The following is a 16414-nucleotide window of genomic DNA, read 5'->3' as shown; positions in this document are numbered from 1 at the left end:
TTTGAGGATAGAATTATGAAGTAGGCGAGGCGTTGATGACTATTGCCGATACACAGCCGCACATGCAGAGCGCCAAGGAGATCGGCACCGCCTGGGAGCGGATGGTCGCCAAGCGCCGCTTCTATACCATCCTCGGCCTGGTTATCCTGATTGCGGCTTTCGTCAGCTCCGTCCGCTTCGCCGACGAGAGCAATGCCGGCCATTTCTTCGAGCGGCTGCCGCATCTCTTCGACTTTCTGAGCTGGCTCATCCCCAAGGATTGGCACGACGTGTGGCGCGCGTTGTTTGATATAGCGAGCGTCAACGACAAGGGCGGCGAGGAATTCAATTTCGACAAAGGCCGCGTCTATGTCTGGGGTGCCTTCTACATTCCCGAATATTTCGAGCTGATGATCGTCACGATCAACGTGGCGCTGATCTCGACCATCATCGCCTTCCTCTTTGCCGTCCCCTTGAGCTTCTTTGCCGCGCGCAACCTGACGAATTCATGGCCGTTGCGCATCTTCACCAAGCGGCTGATGGAGTTCCTGCGCGCCTTCCCTGAAATCGTCATTGCCGGGCTGTTTTCGGCGATCCTGTCGATCGGGCCGGTCGCCGCCATCATCGCCATCACCCTGCACACGATCGGCGCGCTCGGCAAACTCTTCTACGAGGTGGCCGAAAATATCGACATGAAGCCTCACGAGGGCATGAAAGCCGTCGGCGCCAACTGGTGGGAGCGCGTGCGCTTTGCCGCCCTGCCGCAAGTGCTGCCGAATTTCACCTCCTATGCGCTGCTGCGCCTTGAGATCAACGTGCGCGCCTCGACGATCATCGGCGCCGTCGGCGGCGGCGGCATCGGCGAGGAGCTGAAGCTTTCGATTTCGCGCGGCTTCGGCGCCAAGACGGTAGCGCTCGTTCTGCTGCTGTTCGTGACGATCGTCGCCGTCGACCAGTTCTCCGCATGGCTGCGCCGCCGCCTGGTCGGCGAGCACGCCTTCCTCCTGCAACATTGAGGCCGCCATGACGGTGATCGACGCAAACCGCATGCATGAGATAGAAACGCGCTATCCGGAATATTTCCACCGGTCGTTCCGCCAGCGTTTCGGCGGGTTGATGATCCTCGTCGCGACGCTGCTCTACAGCCTCTATGCCGTCTGGTTCTTCGACCTGCCCAAGCTTTTTGCCGAAGCCCATTGGGAGCGCGTCGGCATCTATCTCAGCCAATGGGTGAGCTACGACGTTCAGCCGGAATTCCGTATCGAGGATGACGGCTCGATCGATATCCGCTATCCGCGCTTCTCGCCGCTCGGCGACAATCCACATCCGGACTGGCTGGTCAACAATCCCGACGGCAGCATCACCGTTTCGGTCAGCGGCACCAGCCGCAGCGTCACCGTCTCGAAGAGCGAGACGATCGTGACCGCGCATGACGTCAGCGTCCCGGTGGAAGTTTCGAGCGGTGCGCCGAAAGTCGTCGGACCGGTACCCGGCTGGATGACGGTCTATGACGACAACGTGCTGGCGGATCTGGGCTTTGCCGGCAATGTCAGCATATCCGTCGACCGGGTGAAGATCCGCAAACGTTTCATCGGCTGGGCGAATTTCATCTTCGACACGCAATCATCCTTCTTCGACAAGCCGGTCGGCGAGGTCGTCAGCCTCATCGTCTCCGGTCCGCGCATCAAGCCCGACCAATCCAACCTGTCGCTCGCCTTCGACGATATCTGGAACAACAGCGAATGGCAGCACGGCGACGTCTGGACCAAGCTTTTCCAGACGATCGTCATGGCGTTCCTCGGAACGCTGCTCGGCGCGCTTACCGCCTTTCCGCTCGCCTTCCTGGCAGCGCGCAACATCACGCCGAACCGCCTGCTGAACCAGGTCCTGAAGCGCTTCTTCGATTTTCTGCGCTCCGTCGATATGCTGATCTGGGCGCTGTTCCTGACGCGCGCCTTCGGACCCGGCCCGCTTGCCGGCAGCGGCGCGATCTTCCTCACCGAGACCGGCACGCTCGGCAAACTCTATTCCGAAGGTCTCGAGAATATCGACAACAAGCCGCGGGAAGGCATCAAATCAACAGGCGCTCAGACCGTGCTCGTTCATCGTTACGGCATTATGCCGCAGATCGTTCCCGTCTTCGTCAGCCAGACGCTCTACCAATGGGAATCGAACGTGCGCGGCGCGACCATTATCGGCGCCGTCGGCGCCGGCGGCATCGGCCTCAAACTGTGGGAGGCCATGCGCACCAATGCCAACTGGGAAAACGTCGCCTACATGGTCATTCTGATCCTGATCGTCGTCTTCATTTTCGACACCGCCTCGAACGCGCTGCGCCACCGGCTGATGGGCACGAAAGCCCACTGATCCATCCGTCAACGCAGTGGCGGCGTTGCCGCCATCATCATTCTGTCACGGAAATCTTTTAGCCGGGATCCTGCTTGCGGTTCGCCGCCAAATCACTGCACAGTGCCCTCCCCGTTTGGACGATCTCCAGGATAAAAGCCTTGCGCTACGCTCTCTATTTCTCGCCGCCGAAGGATGATCCCCTGACCGGCGCGGCCTCGCTCTGGCTCGGCCGCAATGCTTTCACCGGCGAGACCTACCCTGCGCCGGAATATGGGCAACTTGGTGCGGCAGAACAGTTCGAGCTGACCGCCGACCCGCGCCGCTACGGCTTTCACGCCACGATCAAGGCGCCCTTTTCCCTCGCCTCCTCGGTCACCGAGAGGGATCTCATGACCGTTGCCGAGGATTTTGCCCAGCGCACGCAAGCCTTCGAGATTCCTGAGCTCGTGCTCGGCCAGCTCGGCCGTTTTTTTGCCCTCGTTCCCGGTTCGCTTCATCAACCTCTTCAGGATTTCGCCGCGAAGGTGGTAAGGTCCTTCGAACCGTTCCGCGCAGCGCTTTCCGAGGCCGATATGGCGCGGCGCAATCCGGAGAAGCTCAGCGACAGCCAGCGCGCCCATCTGCAGCGCTGGGGTTATCCTTACGTCATGGAGGATTTCGGCTTTCACATGACGCTGAGCGGCCAAGTGCCCGAGACACGTGCTCAGGCGATGAAAGCGATCCTGACCGAGCGTTTTGCCGATTTCACCGGCAGGCCGCTTTCGATTTCCGGCCTTGCCGTCTTCATCGAGGAGACGCGCGGTGCCCCGTTCAAAATTCATTCCTGGCTGCCGCTTGCCGGCGCCAAAAGCTGAAAGACCTGACGACATGAGCAAAGAGACCGTGTTTTCCAACGCCCGCATCGTTCTCGAGGATGACATCCTCTCAGGCTCGATCCTCATCCGCGACGGGAAGATTGCCGACATCTCCGAGGGTAACTCGGTAGCCGGCGAAGATTTCGAAGGCGACTACGTCATCCCGGGCCTTGTCGAGCTGCACACCGATCATCTCGAAGGGCATTATCAGCCGCGTCCCGGCATTCGCTGGAACAAGACCGCCGCAGTCCAGGCGCATGACGCCCAGATCGTCACGTCAGGCATCACCACGGTGTTCGACTGCCTGCGCATGGGTGCGGACGAGGATGGCGGCTTCGAACATGGCGAGATGCGCGAGATGGCGGACGCCATCCAGTCGGCGGAGAAGGAAGGCAGGCTGCGCGCCGAGCACTTGCTCCACCTACGCTGCGAGGTCTCGGCCGACAACGTGCTCGAACATTTCGCTGATTTCGAAAACGACCGGCATGTGCGGCTCGTCTCGCTGATGGACCATGCGCCTGGCCAGCGTCAGTTCCAGACGATGGACCAATATATCTTCTACTACCAGAAGAAGCGGGGCCTGAGCGACGAGGCCTTCGCCCGTTTCGTCGCCAAGCGACAGGCAGAATCGGCGCGCAATTCGACGCCGCATCGCAACGCCATCGCCAAGGTCTGCGCCGAGCGCGGCATCACCGTGGCAAGCCATGACGACGCGACGCTCTCCCATGTCGACGAGGCGATCGACAACGGGGTGCGCCTGGCCGAATTTCCAACCAGCTTCGACGCCGCCCGGGCGTCGCACGGACATGGCATGAGCGTGCTGATGGGCGCGCCGAACATCGTGCGCGGCAAATCCCACTCAGGCAATATCGCCGCCCGCGACCTTGCCGAAATGGGCGTGCTCGACGTGCTTTCCTCCGACTACGTGCCGCTCAGCCTGCTGCATGCGCCCTTCATCCTCGCCGATGAGGTAGAGAGCATCAGCCTGCCGAAGGCGATCGCCATGGTGACGTCGACGCCCGCCCGCACCGTCAGCCTCGACGATCGCGGCCGGATCGCAACCGGGCTGCGCGCCGATCTTGTCCGCGTCCATCGTTCGCACGGCGTGCCGGTGACACGCTCCGTCTGGCGCCAGGGACGCCGTGTCGCATGATGCCGCACGAACCCCACGCAGGAGCCGGAGCCGAGCGCGGCATCATGGTGGTTGTCGTCGGCCCGAGCGGTGCTGGCAAGGATACGTTGATGAATCTCGCCGCCCGGCGTTTTGTCGGCCGAGAGAACGTGCATTTCGTCCGCCGCGTCATCACCCGCCACCGCGACGCCGGCGGCGAAGATCATCTTTCCGTCTCCCTCGAAGGGTTTGCCGCCATGGAGCAATCAGGCTCCTTCGCCGTCTGGTGGGAGGCGCACGGCCTGAGATACGGTATTCCGGCCGAGGTCTCGGTGGCGCTGTCGAGAGGCCATGTCGTCGTCGCCAACGGCTCGCGCTCGGCACTTCATCGCTTCCAGGCCGCCTTCCCGCGGCTGAAAGTCATCAACGTCACCGCCCGCCCCGAGGTGCTCGCCGGCCGGCTGGAGGCGCGCGGACGCGAGACGCATGAGGATATCATGGCCCGGCTCGCCCGCGGACCGCTGACCGTGCGTGGCGAATATGACGTGGTGGAGCTCGACAATAGCGGCTCGCTCGAAGAGGCCGAGCAGAAGATGATCGAGATCCTCGACGGATTGCTGACCAAGGCGCATTGACAAGATCGGCAGGAAGGAAGGCCATGCGGGCCATCAAAGTGGTCGACTACGATCCTTGCTGGCCCCGGCTGTTTGCCGAAATCAGCGCCGAGATCTCGATCCTGCTCGGTGACCGCCTGCTTTCCATCGATCATATCGGCAGCACATCAGTGCCTGGCCTGGCGGCCAAGCCGAAGATCGACCTTGATGCCGTGACGATATCCGACGAGTTCCTACCGACGGCGATCGAGGTGGTGCGCGCTGCCGATTTCGTCTTCCACGGCGATACTGGAGAGCAACGATGGGCTTTCACCCGCGATCATCACGCTTATGGCTTCAAGCTCTATCTTTGCGGACCCAATAATCGCGCGCATCGAGACCGCATTCTGTTTCGCGATCATCTCAGGGTTCACCCCGAGAGAGCCAAGGCCTATGCCGAGCTGAAACGCCGGCTGGCTGCGGAGGCAGGCGGCGATTGGGATTTTTACACCGGCGGAAAGACCGCTTTTGTCAGCGAGACGGTTTCGGCTGGCTGCCTTGAGGACATGAAATGGAGTGCGCAGCGCACTCCATGCCACTACCGATTAATCGCTATCGCCCCGCCCCGAGACGATCTCGCGCTTGCCGACATGGTTGGCCGGGCCGACAAGACCTTCCTTTTCCATGCGTTCCACCAATGAGGCGGCACGGTTGTAGCCGATGCCGAGGCGGCGCTGGATGTAGGATGTCGAGCACTTCTTGTCGCGCATGACGACCTTGACCGCCTGCTCGTAAAGCTCGTTGCCATCCTCCGAGGCCATGGCGCTCTTGTCGAAGACGGCGCCGGCTTCTTCCTCTTCCGTCTCTTCCTCCTCGTCGGCGGTGACGGTGTCGAGATATTCCGGGCGGCCCTGGGTTTTCAGATGGGCGACAACCTTTTCCACTTCGACATCCGAAACGAAAGGACCGTGGACGCGGGAAATCCGCCCGCCGCCCTGCATGTGCAGCATATCCCCCTGACCGAGCAACTGCTCGGCGCCCTGTTCGCCGAGAATGGTGCGGCTGTCGATCTTCGAGGTCACCTGGAAGGAGATGCGTGTCGGGAAGTTTGCCTTGATGGTGCCGGTGATGACGTCGACCGACGGACGCTGTGTCGCCATGATCAGATGGATGCCGGCGGCGCGGGCCATCTGGGCGAGGCGCTGGATTGCCCCTTCGATGTCCTTGCCGGCGACCATCATCAGGTCGGCCATCTCGTCGACGATGACAACGATATAAGGCATCGGCGTCAGGTCCAGCGCCTGGCTTTCCTCGATCGGAGTGCCGGTGCCCTTGTCGAAGCCGACCTGGACCATGACATGGATGGTCTCGCCCTTTTCGCGGGCCTGTGCCATGCGGTCGTTATAGCCATCGATATTGCGCACGCCGAGGCGCGACATCTTGCGATAGCGCTCCTCCATTTCGCGCACGGCCCATTTCAGCGCCATCACTGCCTTCTTCGGATCGGTGACGACGGGCGTCAGCAGATGCGGGATGCCGTCATAGACGGAAAGTTCGAGCATCTTCGGGTCGACCATGATCAGCCGGCACTGTTCCGGTGTCATGCGGTAGAGCAGCGACAGGATCATTGTGTTGATCGCGACCGATTTGCCGGAGCCGGTGGTGCCGGCAACGAGCAGATGCGGCATCTTGGCGAGTTCGGCAATGACAGGCTCGCCGCCGATGGTCTTGCCGAGGCCGAGCGCCAGCTTGTAACCACTCTTCTCGAAATCCTGGCTTTCGATCATCTCGCGGAAATAGACGGTTTCACGCGTGACATTCGGCAATTCGATGCCGATGACGTTGCGGCCGGGGACGACGGCAACACGGGCCGAAAGCGCCGACATCGAGCGGGCGATATCATCGGCAAGGCCGATGACGCGCGACGATTTCACGCCCGGCGCCGGCTCGAATTCATAGAGGGTGACGACAGGACCGGGACGGACATGGATGATTTCGCCCTTGATGCCGAAATCTTCCAGGACGCTTTCCAAAAGCCCGGCATTCTGCTCCAGCGTCTCCTGCGACATGATCTCGCCGAGGCGTTCCGGCGGTTCCTGCAGCAGGGCACGCGGTGGGAATTCATAGCCGGATGCGTCGATCCTTTCAGGCCTCGCGGCCAAGCGCGGAGACGGCAGAACCGCGGCGACCGGCGGTGTGCGCTGCGGCACTGGTGCTGCCTGAGGTGCTGATGCAATTTGAGGGGCTGGCGCGACCCGAGAGGTTGGCGCCGCCTGAGGGGCTGGCATGACCGGTGCCTCGACAGCGATGCGCCTGGGCCTTTCCAGGGACGGGGCGGCCGCAGGGCGCACGGCGACCTTTGCGGAGATCATCGCAGCGGGCTGCGCGACTGGGCGGGATATGACGGGAGCGGGAGCCGGCCGGCCAGGACGCCATTCCATGACCCGGAACAGCGACGTGATCGACTCGGGCGAGGTCTCGGTCTTCGGGAACGAGATCAAGGCGGGCGCGCGAACCGGCGCCTCTTCGAAGGCCATGACTTCCCAGAAGGCGAAATCCGAAATGGAGGAAAGCTCGGCTGCGGCACGGAAAGCCGGCGCGCCGGGCTCGTCAGGCAACGGTGACTGCTGCCGTTCGACCCTCTGCGGTGCTGGGGAAATTTCGTCCGGCTCTGGCAGATAGATATCGAACGGCACGTCGACGGCGACCGGCTCAATCCGTATCGCCTGCTGTCCAATCTGCGAATCATCGCGAACGGGCTCATCCGGCGCGCGCCGCCTGCTGATCAGCGTTTCCGGCGTGCGAGTGAAACGGACATTCGGCGCGAGGGAAAAGTTGCTCTGCCAGATGGGTGGCGCCGGCTTCTCCCCTGGGTTTTCCGCCGGAAGGTCCGTTTCAATCTCGCTGGAAAAATCTCCGGCATCCGTCAAATTGGTTCTGGGAAAACGCATGCGTCCGCTACTCACTCATGCTTTGCAAATTACGACCCTACCGGGATAGAAAAGGAAGGTTAATAAGTTCCTTCCTGCCGTATCGTTCCGATACGATCCCTTGGGATAAATCGCTGCACTTTCAATGAGTTCTGGCAGTGAGAAAAATCTTTGCCAATTTTGGGGAGGCGCTCTGAAGCGCGTCGCAATCTTTTCGATTCGCTCCCCGCGCCTTAGGCTTTATTTCCACGCAGGTCGTTGTCGCAAAACCGCTGCACAGTTTTGCGCGACATGCTTTAGTGCGCCTCGTCCCAATTGGTGGCGGCGCGTGCGTCGACCCTCAGCGGCACGCGCATTTCCAGCGCCGGCATGGTGGCGTTTTCCATGACCGAGACGATGACCGGCATCGCCTTTTCGACATCCTGGTCCTCGACTTCGAAGATGAGTTCGTCGTGCACCTGCAGCAGCATGCGGACGCGATCGGCAAGGCCGACTTCAACAAGCGCCGGCTCTATCTTGATCATCGCCCGGCGGATGACGTCGGCAGCCGAACCCTGGATCGGCGCATTGATCGCCGCACGCTCGTTGAAGGCGCGCACGGATGGATTGGACGAGCGGATTTCGGGATAGTTAATGCGGCGACCGAAGATCGTTTCGACATAACCCTTGTCGCGCGCCATGGCCTTTCGGCTTTCCATATAGTCGCGGATGCCGGGGAAACGCTCGAAATACTTCTTGATGTAGTCACCGGCTTCCGAACGCTCGATCGAAAGCTGATTGGCGAGGCCGAAGGCCGAGATGCCGTAGATGATGCCGAAATTGATCGCCTTGGCGCGGCGGCGCACCTCGCCCGGCATGCCTTCCACCGGCACGCCGAACATTTCCGATGCCGTCATGGCGTGGATGTCGACGCCATCTTCGAAGGCCTTGGTCAGTTGCGGGATCTCGGCCACATGGGCAAGCACGCGCAGTTCGATCTGGCTGTAGTCGGCAGAGATCAGCTTGTGGCCAGGCGTCGAGATGAAGGCGGTGCGGATCTTGCGGCCTTCTGCGGTGCGTACCGGAATGTTCTGCAGGTTCGGCTCGGACGAGGACAGGCGCCCCGTGGTGGTCGATGCCAGCGAGTAGGAGGTGTGGACCCGCTTTGTCTCGGGGTGAACGTAACCCGGAAGCGCGTCGGTATAGGTGGATTTCAGCTTGGTGACCTGGCGCCAGTCGACAATCTTGCGCGGCAATTCGAAACCGGCGGCGGCCAGATCCTCGAGCACCTGGGCGGAGGTGGACCATTGCCCTGTCTTCGTCTTGCTGCCGCCGGAAAGGCCCATCTTGCCGAACAGGATATCGCCCAGCTGCTTCGGCGAGCCGATGTTGAAACGTTCGCCGGCCAGCACGTAGATCTCGTCCTCCAGCCTTGCTGCACTCTGGGCCAGCTCGCCGGAGAGCCGCGACAGGATCTGCCGGTCGACGGTGATGCCGCGCGCTTCCATGCGCGCCAGTACGGGCAATAGCGGCCGCTCCAGCCGTTCATAGACGCTGGTCAGCCCTGCCGCCGCCAGCCGTGGCTTCAGCACCAGCCAGAGGCGCAGCGTGACGTCGGCATCTTCGGCGGCATAGTGGGTGGCGCGGTCGATATCAACCAGATCGAAGGTGACGTTCGCCTTGCCGCTACCCGCCACGTCCTTGTAGGGAATCGGGGTATGGCCGAGAAATTTTTCCGAGAGCGGGTCCATGCCATGCGCGCCGGTGCCGGCGTCGAGCACGTAGGAGATCAGCATCGTGTCGTCGAAACTCCTGGTCTCGATGCCATAGCGCTTCATTAGCAGGTAGTCGTATTTCAGGTTCTGGGCGACCTTGAGAACCGATTCGTCTTCCAGCAATGCCTTCAGCCGTGGCAGGGCATCGCCCATAGGGATCTGGTTTTCGGCAAGGCCGCCGCCGAGCAGATCGCCGACGCCGTTCTTGTGGACGAGCGGCACATAGGCGGCGCGGATCTTCGTGCCGGTGGGATCGGCCGTATTGTCGGCGATCGCCAGCGAAAAGCCGACAAGCTCGGCCTGCATCGCATCCAGCGACGTGGTCTCGGTATCGAAAGCAACGAGGCCGGTCGCGCGCGCCTCGGCGATCCAGCGGTCGAGTGTCGCCAGATCGCGGATCGTGACATAGGCCGAATGATCGAAGGGCAGCGTCGCAAAGGCCTCGGCCCGTGCCTTGGCAAGATCGGCGGGCGAAAAGGCGCCTTCGACCGCGCTCTTCGCTTTCGCACGCGGCGGCACCGGCACGGATTCGCCCGAGACGTCAGGGATGCCGCCGGCAACAGGCTCGGGCTCCGCCGCATCGAGATCCGGGCCGCGGGCCGTCTCACCCCATTCGATGCGGACGATCGCCGGTTCGATGGCGCCGGCATCACAATCGCAGGCTTCGGCGACGCGGCGCGTCAGCGTGGTGAATTCCATCGTCTTCAGGAAGCCGATCAGCTTCGGACCGTTCTGCGGTTCCAGCACCAGCGCGTCGAGATCGAGATCGAGCGGCACATCGGTGCGCAGCCGCACGAGGTCGCGCGAGAGCCTGGCCATGTCGATATTGGCGAGGATCGTCTCGCGGCGTTTGACCTGCTTGATCTCGGTGGCGCGTTCGAGCAACGTGTCGAGATCGCCGTATTCCTCGAGCAGCTGGGCGGCGGTTTTCGGGCCGATGCCCGGAATGCCGGGAACGTTGTCGACAGAATCACCGGTCATCGCCTGCAGGTCGATCATCTTTTCCGGCGGCACACCCCATTTCTCGATGACATCGGGAATGCCGATCTGCTTGTCCTTCATGCTGTCATACATATGGACATTGGGGCTGACGAGCTGCATCAGATCCTTGTCGGAGGAGACGATGGTGACATCGGCGCCGGTCGCTTCGGCCTGGCGGGCATAGGTGGCGATGATGTCGTCGGCCTCGAAGCCTTCCGTCTCGATGCAGGGCAGATTGAAGGCGCGGGTCGCCTGTCTTATAAGGCCGAATTGCGGGATGAGCTCTTCCGGCGGGGCGGAGCGGTTCGCCTTGTAGGCGTCGTAGAGATCCTTGCGAAACGTCCTGGCGGAATAATCGAAGATGACGGCAAGATGTGTCGGCGTCGCGCCGACATCGGTATTGCGCGCATCCCTCAGCAGCTTCCACAGCATGTTGCAGAAACCGGAAACGGCGCCGATCGGCAGGCCGTCGGTCTTGCGGGTCAGCGGCGGCAATGCATGAAACGCCCGGAAGATGAATCCGGAACCATCGACTAGGAAGAGGTGATCGCCTTTTTTCATGCGTGCATGGATAGCGCGGGCATGGGACGAGGTCCATATAGAGATCGGCATAAAGTTCGGCGCGTAAAAAGGATTATGGCGTTCGGAGCGTCACACAGCGCCGCGCGTCTTTTCGGACGCGCAAAGGACGCTGAGCACTTGGCGTTGCTGCATAATTTTATCCTTCAATCGATTCCGATTCCGGGAATCGTGCAGCCGGGATTCCGGCTCACCAAACTGTTACCGATTTGTAACGATGGCCCTCCCTTGAAAAACCACATTCTGAGGCACAAATCCATGTCACCGGCGCTTGATCGCGCCGCGGGTCTGGTTACCGGCTTGTCCCCCGCCGCGTCAGGCTTGGACAAAGGCCTTATCCCCCTCTCCGGGCCTTTGTCCCCACTTTAAAGTCGCCATGGCCAACCTCCAGGCCATGGCGACTTTTGTTTTTTCCAGGCCCTCGCAATTATCATCACGGCTTGCATGTTTAGGAGCATCGTATGCGATTTGCTGCATTGTCTCCGGCATGGTTTTGAGCCTAACTTGCAATCATGGGATTTAACCGCATGGATTCGGGAGCCTACCTTGCCAGCCAGCTGGCGAAGGGTTTTGCCCGCTCGCTGCACCAGCGCGCGGTCGGGCTTGGTTTTTCTCCGGGCCAGTTCCCCATTCTGCTGGAACTCTGGGCCGAGGACGGGCTGACCCAGAAACAGCTTCTCGAGCGGGTCGATATCGAGCAGGCGACCATGGCCAATACGCTTTCGCGCATGGTCCGCGACGGGCTGATCGAACGCCGGCCGCATCCGTCCGACAAGCGGGCGCAACTGCTCTTCCTGACGCCGAGGGCGCGCGCCATGGAGGCCGAGGCGATTGAGACGGCGCGGGAGGCCGACCTTGCGCTGTTCAAAGGTTTTCGGGTTTTCGAGCGCGAGCTGACGCTTGAATATATCCGCCGGCTTCTGGAAAACGCCAAGGCGCTCTGACCACTGCATAATTCCTTAAATCGGAATCGATTTAAGGATAAAATTATGCAGCAGTCCAAGAGTGTTACAGCGTCCTTTGCGCGTCCGAAAAGACGCGCGGCGCTGTAAGATCACTCGCCGACACGCTGAGCGCGTCGCAATGAGGACACGCCGGTTTCGATCTGCGCGGTCAGGACGTTTTCGTGGGCGGCAAGCTTGATGCTCGGCTCGATATCCGGCTTGCCGAGTAAAAGGCCCTGCACTTGCGCACAGCCTTCCTCGACGACGATCCGGCGCTGTATCTCGGTTTCCACGCCCTCCGTGACGACAGGCATGCCGAGGCTATGACCAAGGCCGATGATGGCGCGCACGATCGAGCGCGCCCCCGCATCATGTTCCAGCACGCCGGTGAAACTGCGGTCGACCTTGATCTTGTCGAAAGGGAATGAACGCAGGTTGGAAAGCGAGGAAAAACCGGTGCCGAAATCATCCATGACGATGTGCACGCCGAGCTTGTGCAGCCGCAGCAGCGTCGTCATCACCCGGTCGCGATCGCGAATGAGGGCCGCCTCGGTGATCTCGAGCTCCAGCCGGCCGGGCGCAAGCCCGGTTTCGGCGAGGATCGCCTCGATCCGCTCGCAGAGGTTCGGCAGCATGAATTGCACCGGCGAGAGATTGACGGCGATCATCAACGGCAGCGGCCAGCGCACAGCCTCCCTGCAGGCCTGCTGCAACACCCATTCGCCGAGTTGGACGATCGAGCCGCTTTCCTCGGCGATCGGGATGAAGATATCGGGCTCGGTCAAGCCGTGACCTGGCCGGTTCCAGCGCATCAGGGCCTCGTAGCCGCCGATCTCGCCGCTCAGCGCATCGAGGATCGGCTGATAGCTGACATGGATCTGGTTGCGGATGATCGCATGGCGCAGTTCGCTTTCGATCTGGCGGCGGTTCCGTGCCGCCTTATCCATTTCCGCGTCGAAGAAACAAACCTTGCCGCGACCGTCATGCTTGACGCGGTAGAGTGCAGTATCGGCATTGTTGCAGAGTTCTTCAGCAGCAGCGCCATCCGCGGGATAGAGTGCGATGCCGACGCTGACGCCGACGGCGGTCGGGTCGCGCGCCGTGTCCATCTCGGCGGCGAATTCGGCGAGGATATCAGCCGCAAGCTTTTGCGCCGCCGCCGGCTGCTGCCCGGCGGGCTGAATGATGGCGAATTCATCGCCGCCGAGGCGGGCAATCGTATCGCTTTCATCGGCCACGCGGCGCAGGATCGAGGCGACCTTGCGGAGAATGCGGTCGCCTTCGGCATGACCGAAGATATCGTTGACGGCCTTGAAGCGATCGAGGTCGAGATAGAAGAGGGCAACCTCGCCGTTCTTTCGTTCGGCCATCTGCAGCGCCTGCCGGATGCGGGTATCGAACAGCGACCTGTTCGGCAGATCGGTGAGCACATCGTGGTGAGCGAGATGCTCGATCATCTCCTCGGCCTGCCTGCGCTCGGTGAGATCCCGCACCGCCAGCACCTCGCAATTGTGCCCGCGATAGACGATCCTGCTCGCGGTCACTTCGACGGCGATCTCCCTGCCGTCCCTGGTGTTGAGCAGCGTCTCGCTGGGTCTGTTCTGCCCAGTCCCCTGAATAGCGGTCAAAACAGCCGAGGGCGCCTTGCCGGCAAGACCGGCAAGCTTCCAGCCGGAAAGCCCCTGGAAGCGTTCATTGGCATCGATGATTCGGCCTTTCCGCAGGATCAGCAGCCCTTCCTGTGAGGCATTCGCGAGCCCCCTCAGATCCGTCAGGTGGCTTTCGATAAAGACTACCGCCAGCGCGATCAGAATGAGCGCCGTCGCCGCCACAACGACGATCGCAGCAAGCAGGCTGGCGTCGAGCACCGTTGCCGGAACTTGTTTGCCGGGATCCGGCACGAGCGTGATGCTAGCCATCGAGATGAAATGGAGCGTGCAGATCGCGAGGACGAAAGTGATTGACGAGGCGAGGAGCCGCCTCGGTCCCTTCAATTGGAAAAAGGCGTGGAAGGCGGCGCTCGACAACAGTGCTCCTGCGAGAACCGCACTCAGCGTCATCAAGGGATCATAAAGAATTGCCGCCTGCGTTTCGATCGCCTGCATGCCGGTCAGGTGCATGGAGGCGATGCCGAGCGCCATCAGGACGCCGCCGCGGATGCGAGAAAACCTGCCGCGGCTTTCCGAAGCGACGAGGATCGCCGCCCACGAACCGGCAACCGACAGGAGGAAAGAAAGCGCCGTCAGGCCCAGTTGGTAGCCGATCGGCATGCCGCCGTCATAGGCCAGCATTGCGATGAAGTGCGTTGCCCATACGCCGGTGCCGAAAGCGAAAGCCGAGGCGCCGATCCAGAGCTTGCGCCGCCCGGCATCGCATTCCTGAGCGCGGGAAAGCAGCAGCATAGCCGCCATAGCGCCGACCAGGCAGACCACGGCCGCCGCAAGCACCAGCCGCCAATCGTGGTTGTCCCGAATACATGTAATGACCGAAAACATCTGCCCCTCCCACAGCTGAATTCGGTCAGGTTATTTAGGTTATGCTAAATAACTGTAAATTGAATTAGAACTCTCTTCTATGTTATCCAGCAAATCTTCCTGATATTAATCCATGCCCCACCGGTCTTTCGCGCCGCCGATTTTTTGTTTTTCCGCCTCGCCTGCCTTTCTGGTTTGGTCTATCGTCCGGCCGAATTTCAAAAAAGGAGTCGAAAATGACCGATGTAAGCCAGGTGCTTGCGCGCGCGGACCAGAACCTTCCATCGAGCCTCGACAAGCTGTTCGAGCTTCTGCGCATCCAGTCGATTTCCACCGATCCCGCTTACAAAGCCGAATGCCGAAAGGCTGCGGAATGGCTCGTCGCCTATCTCGGGACGCTCGGCTTTACGGCCTCGGTGCGCGATACGCCAGGCCATCCGATGGTGGTCGCCCACCATGCCGGCGCTTCCGCCGATGCGCCGCATGTTCTCTTCTACGGCCATTACGATGTTCAGCCGGTCGACCCGATCGAGCTCTGGGAAAACGACCCGTTCGAGCCGTCGATCAAGGATGTCGGCGAGGGCCGCAAGATCCTGACCGGCCGCGGCACCTCCGACGACAAGGGCCAGTTGATGACCTTCGTCGAGGCTTGCCGCGCCTATAAGGAGATCAACGGCGCGCTTCCCTGCCGCGTCACCATTCTCTTCGAGGGCGAGGAGGAATCCGGCTCGCCGTCCCTGAAGCCCTTCCTCGAAGCCAATGCCGCAGAGCTCAAGGCCGATTATGCGCTGGTCTGCGATACCGGCATGTGGGACCGCGACACGCCGGCGATCGCCGCAGCGCTGCGCGGCCTCGTCGGCGAGGAAGTGATCGTGACGGCCGCCGACCGCGACCTGCATTCCGGTCTCTTCGGCGGCGCGGCGGCCAATCCGATCCATATTCTCGTCGAGGCTCTTGCCGGCCTGCATGACGAGACCGGCCGCATCACGCTTGACGGCTTCTATGACGGCGTCGAGGAGACGCCTGACAACATCAAGGCGTCATGGGAGACGCTCGGCAAGACCGCGGAGAGCTTCCTCGGCGAGGTCGGCCTTTCGATTCCATCCGGCGAGAAGGGCCGTTCGGTGCTGGAACTCACCTGGGCGCGGCCGACCGCCGAAATCAACGGCATCTGGGGCGGATATACCGGCGAAGGCTTCAAGACGGTGATCGCCGCCAAGGCTTCGGCCAAGGTTTCGTTCCGACTTGTCGGCACGCAGGATCCAACCGCCATCCGCGAAGCTTTCCGCAGCTATATCAGCGCGAAGATTCCCGCCGATTGCTCGGTGGAGTTCCATCCGCATGGCGGCTCGCCGGCAATTCATCTCTCCTATGATTCCCCTGTTCTGACAAAGGCGAAGAACGCGCTTTCCGACGAGTGGCCGAAACCCGCCATCGTCATCGGCATGGGCGGGTCGATCCCGATCGTCGGCGATTTCCAGAAGATGCTCGGCATGGAATCGCTGCTCGTCGGCTTTGGCCTCAGCGATGATCGCATCCACTCGCCGAACGAGAAATACGAGCTTATCTCCTACCACAAGGGCATCCGCTCCTGGGTGCGGATTCTTCAGGCGCTCGCTGCCTGAAGGAAAAGGCGCACCTTCCATCAAGATGCGCCACGCAAGATCGCGACAAACAAAAAGGCCGGTTCGACCCGGCCTTTCGTCATCCGCTCACCTCAGTGCCAGTTCATCCGTGGTCAAAGAGCAAGCGGGTATTGCAGTGAGACTGCCGCCGAAAGGTTAACGGACCGTTAACAGTACCGGCCGTTGTCGGAGGCACCACTCGCGGCTCCAAGGGCGCTGACAGACATTTCGCCGTTCAAGC

Annotated in this window: 10 protein-coding genes and 1 pseudogene; 8 read left to right on the top strand and 3 right to left on the bottom strand. The window is 61.5% G+C overall.

Features of this window, described 5'->3' with window-relative positions; genetic code table 11:
* Window positions 1-35: 35 nt before the first annotated feature.
* The 6 genes and pseudogenes from phnE (CUJ84_RS23180) to CUJ84_RS23155 all read left to right on the top strand — a co-directional run bounded on the left by phnE (CUJ84_RS23180) (window position 36) and on the right by CUJ84_RS23155 (window position 5456).
* Window positions 36-995: a phosphonate ABC transporter, permease protein PhnE gene (gene phnE / locus CUJ84_RS23180; RefSeq protein ID WP_105007868.1), complete on the top strand. Its 960-nt coding sequence runs from the start codon at window positions 36-38 to the stop codon at window positions 993-995.
* Window positions 996-1002: 7 nt separating this feature from the next.
* Entirely contained in the window at window positions 1003-2346 is a 1344-nt protein-coding gene (gene phnE, locus CUJ84_RS23175) for a phosphonate ABC transporter, permease protein PhnE (RefSeq protein WP_105007867.1), read from the top strand.
* Window positions 2347-2486: 140 nt separating this feature from the next.
* A complete protein-coding gene (locus CUJ84_RS23170) occupies window positions 2487-3182 on the top strand; it encodes a DUF1045 domain-containing protein (protein ID WP_105007866.1) in 696 nt (231 codons plus the stop codon).
* Between the two features lie 13 nt (window positions 3183-3195).
* Complete coding sequence (locus CUJ84_RS23165; RefSeq protein ID WP_105007865.1) at window positions 3196-4335, top strand: alpha-D-ribose 1-methylphosphonate 5-triphosphate diphosphatase; 1140 nt, start codon at window positions 3196-3198, stop codon at window positions 4333-4335.
* Complete coding sequence (phnN, locus tag CUJ84_RS23160; protein WP_105007864.1) at window positions 4332-4928, top strand: phosphonate metabolism protein/1,5-bisphosphokinase (PRPP-forming) PhnN; 597 nt, start codon at window positions 4332-4334, stop codon at window positions 4926-4928. Before CUJ84_RS23165 ends, phnN begins: the two co-directional genes overlap by 4 nt.
* Window positions 4929-4951: 23 nt before the next feature.
* Window positions 4952-5456, top strand: a pseudogene (locus CUJ84_RS23155) (GrpB family protein).
* A gap of 35 nt (window positions 5457-5491) precedes the next feature.
* Here the strand turns inward: CUJ84_RS23155 and CUJ84_RS23150 are convergent.
* Window positions 5492-7837 (bottom strand): DNA translocase FtsK, encoded by a 2346-nt coding sequence (locus CUJ84_RS23150; protein ID WP_105007863.1) that lies wholly within the window; start codon window positions 7835-7837, stop codon window positions 5492-5494.
* Window positions 7838-8112: 275 nt separating this feature from the next.
* Complete coding sequence (polA, locus tag CUJ84_RS23145) at window positions 8113-11112, bottom strand: DNA polymerase I (protein WP_105007862.1); 3000 nt, start codon at window positions 11110-11112, stop codon at window positions 8113-8115.
* 545 nt (window positions 11113-11657) lie between these two features.
* Between polA and CUJ84_RS23135 the strand changes: the two genes are divergently transcribed.
* Entirely contained in the window at window positions 11658-12074 is a 417-nt protein-coding gene (locus CUJ84_RS23135) for a MarR family winged helix-turn-helix transcriptional regulator (protein WP_003544385.1), read from the top strand.
* Window positions 12075-12184: 110 nt separating this feature from the next.
* On the opposite strand, the gene CUJ84_RS23130 is transcribed toward CUJ84_RS23135, so the two are convergent.
* A complete protein-coding gene (locus CUJ84_RS23130; RefSeq protein WP_105007861.1) occupies window positions 12185-14569 on the bottom strand; it encodes a bifunctional diguanylate cyclase/phosphodiesterase in 2385 nt (794 codons plus the stop codon).
* Between the two features lie 215 nt (window positions 14570-14784).
* Between CUJ84_RS23130 and CUJ84_RS23125 the strand changes: the two genes are divergently transcribed.
* Window positions 14785-16173 (top strand): dipeptidase, encoded by a 1389-nt coding sequence (locus CUJ84_RS23125; RefSeq protein ID WP_105007860.1) that lies wholly within the window; start codon window positions 14785-14787, stop codon window positions 16171-16173.
* Window positions 16174-16414: the final 241 nt, after the last annotated feature.

The organism is Rhizobium leguminosarum (assembly GCF_002953715.1).
Taxonomy (GTDB): domain Bacteria; phylum Pseudomonadota; class Alphaproteobacteria; order Rhizobiales; family Rhizobiaceae; genus Rhizobium; species Rhizobium leguminosarum_V.
The sequence above is the reverse complement of the archived record's forward strand: the minus strand, read 5'-3'. Positions and strand labels throughout refer to the sequence as shown.